7 protein-coding genes are annotated in these 8,967 nt (G+C 49.7%); all 7 read left to right on the top strand.

The window, feature by feature from the left end; genetic code table 11:
- A partial coding sequence (locus BGO59_RS26720) for an efflux RND transporter permease subunit (protein ID WP_293688787.1) occupies positions 1-2,120 on the top strand: 2,120 nt, incomplete at its 5' end.
- Positions 2,121-2,142: 22 nt separating this feature from the next.
- Positions 2,143-3,426 carry an efflux RND transporter periplasmic adaptor subunit gene (locus BGO59_RS26715; protein WP_293688785.1) on the top strand — a complete coding sequence of 428 codons (1,284 nt, stop codon included), beginning with the start codon at positions 2,143-2,145 and terminating at the stop codon, positions 3,424-3,426.
- 107 nt (positions 3,427-3,533) lie between these two features.
- On the top strand, positions 3,534-6,101 hold the full coding sequence (locus BGO59_RS26710) for a heavy metal translocating P-type ATPase (protein WP_293688783.1): 2,568 nt from the start codon (positions 3,534-3,536) through the stop codon (positions 6,099-6,101).
- On the top strand, positions 6,098-6,463 hold the full coding sequence (locus BGO59_RS26705; RefSeq protein ID WP_293688781.1) for a hypothetical protein: 366 nt from the start codon (positions 6,098-6,100) through the stop codon (positions 6,461-6,463). Before BGO59_RS26710 ends, BGO59_RS26705 begins: the two co-directional genes overlap by 4 nt.
- 105 nt (positions 6,464-6,568) lie before the next feature.
- On the top strand, positions 6,569-7,225 hold the full coding sequence (locus BGO59_RS26700; protein ID WP_293688779.1) for a DUF1345 domain-containing protein: 657 nt from the start codon (positions 6,569-6,571) through the stop codon (positions 7,223-7,225).
- A gap of 26 nt (positions 7,226-7,251) precedes the next feature.
- On the top strand, positions 7,252-7,851 hold the full coding sequence (lpcA, locus tag BGO59_RS26695; protein ID WP_293688777.1) for a D-sedoheptulose 7-phosphate isomerase: 600 nt from the start codon (positions 7,252-7,254) through the stop codon (positions 7,849-7,851).
- Between the two features lie 14 nt (positions 7,852-7,865).
- Positions 7,866-8,777 carry a cation diffusion facilitator family transporter gene (locus tag BGO59_RS26690; protein WP_293688775.1) on the top strand — a complete coding sequence of 304 codons (912 nt, stop codon included), beginning with the start codon at positions 7,866-7,868 and terminating at the stop codon, positions 8,775-8,777.
- Positions 8,778-8,967: the final 190 nt, after the last annotated feature.

Raw genomic sequence — 8,967 nt, 5'->3', positions numbered from 1 at the left:
CAGTATACGAAGGGGAGCGCCGGTATGAGCTTGTCGTTCGTCTGGAAGCCCAAAGCCGTCAGCGTTTGGAAGATGTCCAAAATCTGTTGATCACGACAGTGGATGGGCAAACGATTCCGCTTAGTCAGTTAGCTAAAGTTTCCTTTCAGAACTCCATCAATCAAATCCAGCGAGAAGATGCTAAGCGCCGAATCATAGTTGCCTTTAACGTTCGCGGAAGGGACGTGGAAAGCGTCGTTAATGAGCTTCAGCAAAAGATCGATCAACAGTTGAAGCTGCCGACTGGCTATTACCTCACCTATGGGGGGCAGTTCCAAAACCTTCAGGAAGCCAAAGACCGGTTGAGTATTGCCGTACCCGTTGCACTGGGGCTGATTTTTCTGCTGCTATTTTTTACGTTTGGTTCGATTCGCCAAAGCCTGTTGATCTTCTCAGCGATTCCTCTATCAGCCATTGGCGGGGTTATTGCCCTGTGGATGCGTGATATGCCGTTTAGTATTTCGGCAGGGGTAGGTTTTATTGCCCTGTTTGGTGTGGCCGTATTGAATGGCATTGTGCTCATCGGAGAATTCAATCACCTGAAAGTCGAAACTGATTTAACGCTACGGGATCGAATTTTGCAAGGTACTGCTACACGGTTACGGCCGGTCTTGATGACAGCTCTGGTGGCTTCACTAGGATTTTTGCCCATGGCATTGGCAACCACAGCCGGAGCCGAGGTGCAACGGCCGCTGGCCACCGTCGTGATTGGAGGTCTTGTATCGGCCACCCTGCTGACCCTGTTAGTGCTACCCTGTCTGTACTGGTGGGAACAAACCAACTTTGGTCGTCGTAAAGCGGAGGATATTCCCCAGAACAATAGCACAACACCTCGGCTGGCTATGTGGTTGCTTACCGTTGCTTTGGGTGTAGGGGGATCGCTTTCCAGTATAGCCCAGCCCGTCCCAGCCGGGCCCTTAACCCTGGATATGGCCTTATCGCAAGCTCAGTTACAAAACGGCTCCACCAGGGTGAGCGCGCTGAACACGGCCTTGCAGCGAACCAGTCGTCAGACGGCTCGTGATATTGGGCGAACTGATGTCTCCTGGATGGGCGGGCAGTACAATTCGCTAAACTGGGATAATAACCTGACGGTCTCACAGGTAATTCCGAATATCAAATTAATCAAAAAACTAGAGAATCTGGCTGACGCTAATGTTCGAGGGGCTGAACTACAAGCTCAGCTTACCCGGAACGACTTACGGACACAAGTCAAGCGGATCTATTACGGTCTGACCTATATCACGGAACGGGCTCGGATGCTCCGAACTCAGGATAGTCTGTTGGTCGAGTTTCGACGAGCCACCGAGGTCCGGCAACGAACGGGCGAAGGAACTGCCCTGGAATTGGCCACTGCCGATAATTTGCTGGGGGAACTGCGCAATCAGATTTCCGTGGCTCAAGCCGATCAGGCGATTGCCCAGAACCAGCTTCAAACGTTGCTTAATACAACTAACCCATTAACACTGCCTTCCGGTGGTTTGTCCCGTCGATCCATCCCCACCCTGTCGGATTCTGCCTTGGCGCAGAATCCGGTGCTTGCCCTCCTTCAGCAACAGGTTGATATCGCTAGTCGACAGATTGCCGTGGAACAGGCTCGCCTGCGCCCCGATTTTTCGGTGGGTTACTTTAACCAATCACTGATTGGTCGGCAAACGGTAGGCAATAATGAGGTTTTTTATGATGGGGGAAAACGGTTTCAAGGGGTACTGGTAGGCGTGTCCATTCCGATTTTCCAGAAAGCCCAGCGGGCCCGGATTGAAGCAGCCCGAATCGGTCAGCAACTTGGGGAAGCGCAACTGAGCTATAACCAACGGACGCTTCAGGGAGATCTGGCGACCGCCGTACAAACAATCCGACAGCAGCAGGCTAGCCTGGCGTATTACGATCAGACGGGTCTTCCGGTAGCTCGTCAGCTGGCGGATGGAGCCCGTAAAGCCTACCGCGCCGGGGAAATCAACTACCTGGAATACACCCAGGCACTGACCCGCTCCTACCAGACCCAAACTAGTTATCTAGCCACCATCGACCAATACAACCAGGCCGTTATCGCCCTGGAACAACTACTGGGTTTACCATAAGGAACCCCAATCTTTTGCATTCATGAAAAAATACCTTGCAATTTGTCTTATCGGGCTCCTGTATGGAGCTATGGGCTGCCAGTCAAAACCGTCTGCTTCAACAGAAAGTAAATCGGCAACAGCACCCGCAGAAGAACATAAAGAAGCGCCGACTGATCTGGTCGAATTGTCTACAGACCAGATTAAGATCGGTAATGTTGAAACAGGGCTCATCGAAAACCGAAATCTGGGTCAAGTTTTACAGGTAAATGGCCGCTTAGCCGTTCCCGCCCAGAGCCAGTTGAATGTGACGGCCTTACTAGGGGGATTTGTGCGGAGTATTCCTTTATTGGTGGGTCAGCCAGTCCGGAAAGGTCAGTTACTGGCTCGATTGGAAAACCCAGACCTGGTGCAATTGCAGCAGGACTATGCCGAGACAAGCAGTCGGTTAGCTTACCTGGAACTTGAACTGGCGCGTCAGCAGGAGCTTAGCCGTGAAAATGTTAGTGCACTTAAGGTCCTTCAACAAACCAGTGCTGATTTGAAAGCCACGCGGGCGCGGGTCACAGGATTGGCTCACCGTATCCAGTTAGTGGGCTTGTCACCCGAAGCGGCTCTGAAGGGGCAATTTAGTAGCACGTATGTATTAACGGCTTCCGTGAACGGTGTCGTGACAGATGTATTGGTATCAGCAGGCGGTTATGTTCAGCCCACTGATGTGATTGCCCGCATCACCAGCAATCAGGGATTATACGCGGAACTAACCGTATTTGAAAAGGATTTACCGCAGCTACGAACCGGTCAACGAGTGAGCATTCGACTCAACAACGAACCGGAACGGGAACGTTCAGGGCGTATCACCTATATCAACCAGGCAATAGATACGGATCGTTCGGTCCGTGTGGTGGCGAGGCTGGATCAGTCCGATGCCCGTCTGACTCCCAATACATTTATCAAAGCCAGTCTGGATCTGGGCCAAAGCCGGGTGACAGCTTTGCCAGAGGAAGCCATCGTGTCAGCCGAAGGGAAGGACTACATTTTTGTCATTACTGATGAGAAAATGCCGGAGGAGCATGAACATGAGGCTGGAGAGAAAGAACACTCCACCAAAGAAGAACATGATCACCAAGCTGGCGAAACGGAGCAGCACGGGACAACCTTTCGGCGTATTCCCGTTCGTCGGGGTGTAACAGAAGGAGGCTATTCTCAAGTGATATTACCGTCAACGCTGAATATTGGCAAAACCCAGGTTGTCAAAAAAGGGGCTTTTGCTATCCTATCGCAGTTGCAAGCGGCAAGCGGGGAAGAAGAGGGACACGCCCATTAATGCATCGTCGAGCGATACCTCAGGCAGGTATCGCTCATTTGTGTCGCTGGTAAGTCAATCGATGATGGATCTTGCCCAAGGTGAGTGAACAGGTATGCAACAGCCCAATGGACATTATTCATATTGACTTACTGCTTCTGCTCCCAGGGATTCCAAACCTTAAGGATCAATGTGTTGAACGGCTCCTGGGCCGGTTGCGTGAACGGACAGGCATCATACGGGCCTACATTTACCGGGACTTGAGCTTGCAACGCTTTTATGTGTCCATTCACTTTGACCCGGCCTTGATCAGCCGAGGAATGGCTCAGTTAGAGGCCCAACTGGCCGGAGCTTCGATTAGCCAACGTTATGGTCATTATAGCGGGATGATTGCTGGGGTTCAAACGGCAGATCAGGCTCAGGAGATAGCCAGGCAATTGGAGCGATGGCCAGGTATTCTAGAAGCGTATGTGACTATTTCCGGCGGTTTACAGGTTGAGTTTGACCGTCAGCAAACCAGTTTACGGACTATCATAACCGATCTGGATACGTATAATTCTCGAACCTTTCCGAATGAACAGCTCAGGGCCCATTCGAAGAAATCCCGATGGTATCTGGCTATCCAATCGGTAGTAGGTAATCGGCCAAACTATAACAACCCTTTAACAACAACGAATCCAATGAAAACGCAGTCCACGAATCAATCCTCTCCTGGTAAACATGACCGGGAAGATGCCCACAAGCAGGGAGATACCCATGAACATGGTGGCTTTTTTGGGCCAAATACCGAGCTACTATTTGCTATTTTGTGCGCCGTATGCCTAGGCGTCGGATTTGGGTTGTCCTATATAGACGGTATTCCAACCTGGCCCAGTTTAACCCTCTATGGTTTAGCCTATTTCTTTGGCGGATTCTTTACGGCCAAAGAAGCGGTTGAATCCATTCAAAAGGGAAAGTTCGAGATCGATTTTCTCATGTTGGTCGCTGCTGCAGGGGCAGGCGTCCTGGGAGAATGGGCTGAAGGAGCTCTTCTACTGGCACTGTTCAGTATTGGTCATGCCCTGGAGCATTATGCCATGAACCGTGCCCGAAAATCGATTGAAGCCCTGGCTGACCTAAGCGCGAAAACAGCCACCGTTCGCCGGGGCGACGCGACGGAAGAAGTGGATGTATCCGACCTAGTTGTGGGGGACGTGATTATTGTGAAGCCCAATAGCAAGATTGCTGCCGATGGTGTCGTGGTGAAGGGGAGCGGTCCTGTCAATCAGGCTCCCATTACGGGTGAAAGTGTTCCGGTCGACAAACAGGCGCTTCTTGAATCATCTGCTGATCCTGACCGGGCTAAACCCGAGAATAAGGTGTTTGCGGGGACCATTAATGGAACCTCTGTCCTGGAAATCAACGTGACCAAGGCTGCCAGTGACTCCACCCTGGCCCGACTCATTAAATTGGTCAATGAAGCTGAATCACAACAGTCCCCCACCCAGCAGTTTACGGACCGGTTTGAGCGCTGGTTTGTACCCAGTGTATTGATTCTGGTGGTTGTGCTTTGTTTTGCTTACCTAGTTATTGATGAACCATTCTCCAGGAGTTTTTACCGGGCAATGGCTGTACTGGTTGCGGCCAGTCCCTGCGCTCTAGCCATTGCTACACCCTCTGCGGTGCTGAGTGGCGTGGCCCGCGCAGCTCGTGATGGGGTATTAGTGAAAGGAGGTCGTCCACTGGAAGATTTGGGTGAACTTACCGCCGTAGCGTTCGATAAAACGGGCACATTAACTCAGGGCAAACCCCGATTGGCCAAGGTGACTACGTTGGATGGGTCCGAAGAGGAGCTCCTTCAAGTAGCCATTGCAGTCGAACGATTAAGCGATCACCCATTGGCACGGGCCATTGTGACCGACGGGGAAGAAAAATTAAACCGGGCGGTAAAAAACGTAGAGGCTAAGGATATAAAAGCATTAACCGGGCGTGGAGTTCAGGCAACACTTACCGGGAAACCCGTCTATATCGGCAATAAAGCACTCTTTTCAGAAAACAATACGTTAACTGATACGGTTCGGAAGCGAGCCGATGAGCTGGAAGCCAGTGGGCATACGGCCATGATTGTGCAGCTGGACAACCGTTTCCTGGGTATTTTAGGGGTAATGGACACGCCACGGGCAGAAGCGAAACAAACGCTGGAGGATTTAAAAAACCTTGGCATTGAGCGGATGATCATGTTAACTGGTGACAATCAACGGGTTGCCGACGCCATCGCTAAAGAAGTCGGACTGACCGATGCAATGGGTGATTTATTACCTGAAGCGAAAGTGGAGGCTGTGCAAAAACTGCGTCAGGGTGAAGGCAAGGTGGCGATGGTCGGAGATGGTGTCAATGACGCGCCGGCCATGGCAAAAAGTACAGTTGGGATTGCTATGGGTGCTGCTGGCTCTGATGTCGCCCTGGAGACGGCCGATATAGCCCTGATGGGGGATCAGCTCGAAAAATTACCCTTCGCCATCGGCCTGAGCCGATCGGCTCGTCGCATCATTCGTCAAAACCTGTACATCAGTCTGGGTATGGTAGCCGTTTTGATTCCCTTGACGATACTGGGCATTGCCGGAATTGGTCCAGCGGTTATTGCCCATGAAGGGTCAACGCTTGTTGTTGTGTTCAATGCCTTACGATTATTGGCCTATTCAGTAAAAAAAGGATGAAGGCCGATTCAATCCAGTTAACCACAACAGGCAATCAACTTCAGGTCCACGTCCGGGATGGCATCAAGTCCATTCGCATCGATTCAATGGTCAGAGAGAAGCCTGGGGAAGCCATGATCCAGATGCCGCTGTTGCTAACCGTCCTTGATGAAGCAGAGCTGGTTATCTGGAACGAAGAGATTGATTTTGTCTCGACTGGACCATTCACTGTGGAAGCTATTACCAACCAAAGGTTTGCCGTTTGGGAGCACTTAACTATACGGGTAAGTGCTCACCCTGAACGGTCTGACCGATCGGGACAGGATTTTAGTGTCTATCTATTTTTTACACTTAATCCAGACGATGAGTCCGGCAGAACCTGAGTGATCCTGTTTTATTGTATTCGGGCCAACCTTGTTTCTATCGAGAATAAGGCAAATAGGAAAGCACCAGGTAATGCAACCCATTAGGTTTATTTCAACTAATAGATGATGAATCCGCTAAGCAGCTCATTACGGGCCTATACGGCATTTTTCCGTTCCGCCTTTGCTTTAAGTGTGGCTACCCTGATCTGGTTTCTAAGCAAGGAGCTTTTCGTTTGGCAAACTCGACTATTAGTAGGTTGGCTTGTATACACGTGCACGGCACTCTCTTTGGTCTGGTACATCATTGGCTGGTCAGATGCCAGGCGAACGGCGCAACAGGAAGATGAAAGCCGCCCCCTTATCTTTCTCCTTACGATTGCCGGGGCTTTTGTTAGTGTATTTGCTGTCGTTGCCTTGTTGGGCTCCATACAAGGCTTATCTCCTAACGAAACTACTCGACATGCTGCTTTATCAGTGGCCACGGTGTTAAGTTCCTGGTCACTTATCCATAGCATGTTTACCCTGCATTATGCCCACCTATACTATAAACCTGGGCATGCCAATAGTACGGGAGGGTTGGCTTTTCCTGGAGATGACATACCGGACTACCTTGATTTTGCCTATTTCTCCTTCGTGATAGGAATGACTTGCCAAGTATCGGATGTGGCCATTTCGGGCCGCTCCATACGGCGGTTAACCCTAGCCCACAGCGTGTTATCATTTGCTTTTAACACGGTTATTATTGCGTTTAGCATCAATACGTTATCCGGATTCTTATAGGGAGTGAAGACCCATAGACAAACACGATGCAACAGACACTGCAAACCTTAATACGAGCTGAATTAACAGAAGCTCAGCTTGTCCTGGAAAACTTCATCAACGATCCGAGGAATCTAAAGACAATAGAATCAGCGGCCCGGTTGCTGGTAAATGCCTTAAAAACAGGGGGAACAATATTTACCTGCGGAAATGGTGGGTCTCATTGCGATGCAATGCATTTTGCGGAGGAACTAACCGGACGATATAGGGGGGAGCGTCCTGCGCTGGCAGGACTGGCATTATCAGATGTCAGCCATTTAACCTGTGTGGGTAATGATTATGGATACGAATTTGTATTCTCCCGCTTTATAGATGGAGTGGGCCGTTCAGGGGACGTTTTAGTAGGATTATCTACGAGTGGCAATTCAGCTAATATCCGAAAAGCCATTCAAATGGCTAAGTCAAAAGGCATGGCAACTCTTGTACTCACCGGCAAGGATGGTGGACAACTGGCCGGCCAGGGGGACGTTGAAATCAGGGTTCCTCATGGCGGATATGCTGATCGGATTCAGGAAATCCATGGTTTAGTCATTCATATTCTGATGTTACTGATCGAAAAGCTAATGGTTGACGATCAACGCGTTTAGACACTTAGAAAACGATGCTTGCACAAAACGACCCCAATCAAGGTTCGGCTGCCAGTCGGTACAATAAAAACTTACGGCTGGTTTTTGCGCTCACCTTCACCTATTTTCTTGTCGAAGTCGTTGCCGGGTACTGGACACGCAGTCTAGCCCTGCTGTCGGACGCGGCTCATATGTTAACGGATGTCATTGGGTTGGGCTTAGCGTTATTTGCCACCTGGATGAGTCGACGGCCGATTACCGCTCGCCGGAGTTTTGGATTTTACCGGTTAGAAATTCTGTCCGCATTTTTGAATGCCTTAGTGCTGATTGGAATATCTTTTTACATTCTGTACGAAGCCTATCAACGCTTTCAGAATCCGCCCACTGTGGAAAGCTCCAGCATGACGCTGGTCGCATTAATCGGTTTGTTGGTTAATCTCTATGGCCTGTTTTTACTGCGACAGGGTTCGAAAGAGAGCCTGAATGTAAAAGGAGCATTTTTGGAAGTCGTCAGTGATTTGCTTAGTTCAGTTGGTGTCATCATCGCCGGATTGGTAATGACCTTTACTGGCTGGTACTACGCTGATCCTTTGTTTAGTGCCGTAATCGGTCTGTTCATTTTACCCCGGACGCTAAAACTCATGATGGAATCCGTCAATATTCTACTACAGGCCTCTCCGGATGACATTAATCTAATCGAAGTACAAGAGGTCATTAATTCCATTCCTGGCTTTGGAAATGCGCATGATATACACGTCTGGACCCTTACATCAGGGATCATTGTGATGAGCGGGCATGTGGTGGTGGGGGATGCACTCACTAATGAACTACTTACCGAGCGCATAACTGAAGCAGCCCGCCAATTGGAAAAGCGGTTTGCCATCGGCCACATTGCTCTTCAGCCAGAACGCCAGAATCAATGTACAAACACATTAACCACCCTGTAATGCCAAAGACCAATTTTATTAATGCACTGAACAGAATAGCAATTTTGGACTCGTTTTTGAATTTAAGGTACTATGTATCCTAGGCTGACTGTTCATCGTAGGTTAATCAACCAGTACTCCTAAATTCAACGACCTTCAAAAGGGTATAGGACTCATGCCCAACGCTTTGATTGCTTATTTGATCAATGAA

It is taken from the genome of Spirosoma sp. 48-14, assembly GCF_001898575.1.
In the GTDB taxonomy this organism is placed as follows: Bacteria; Bacteroidota; Bacteroidia; order Cytophagales; family Spirosomataceae; genus Spirosoma.
This window is presented reverse-complemented; position numbering and strand designations above follow the sequence as displayed.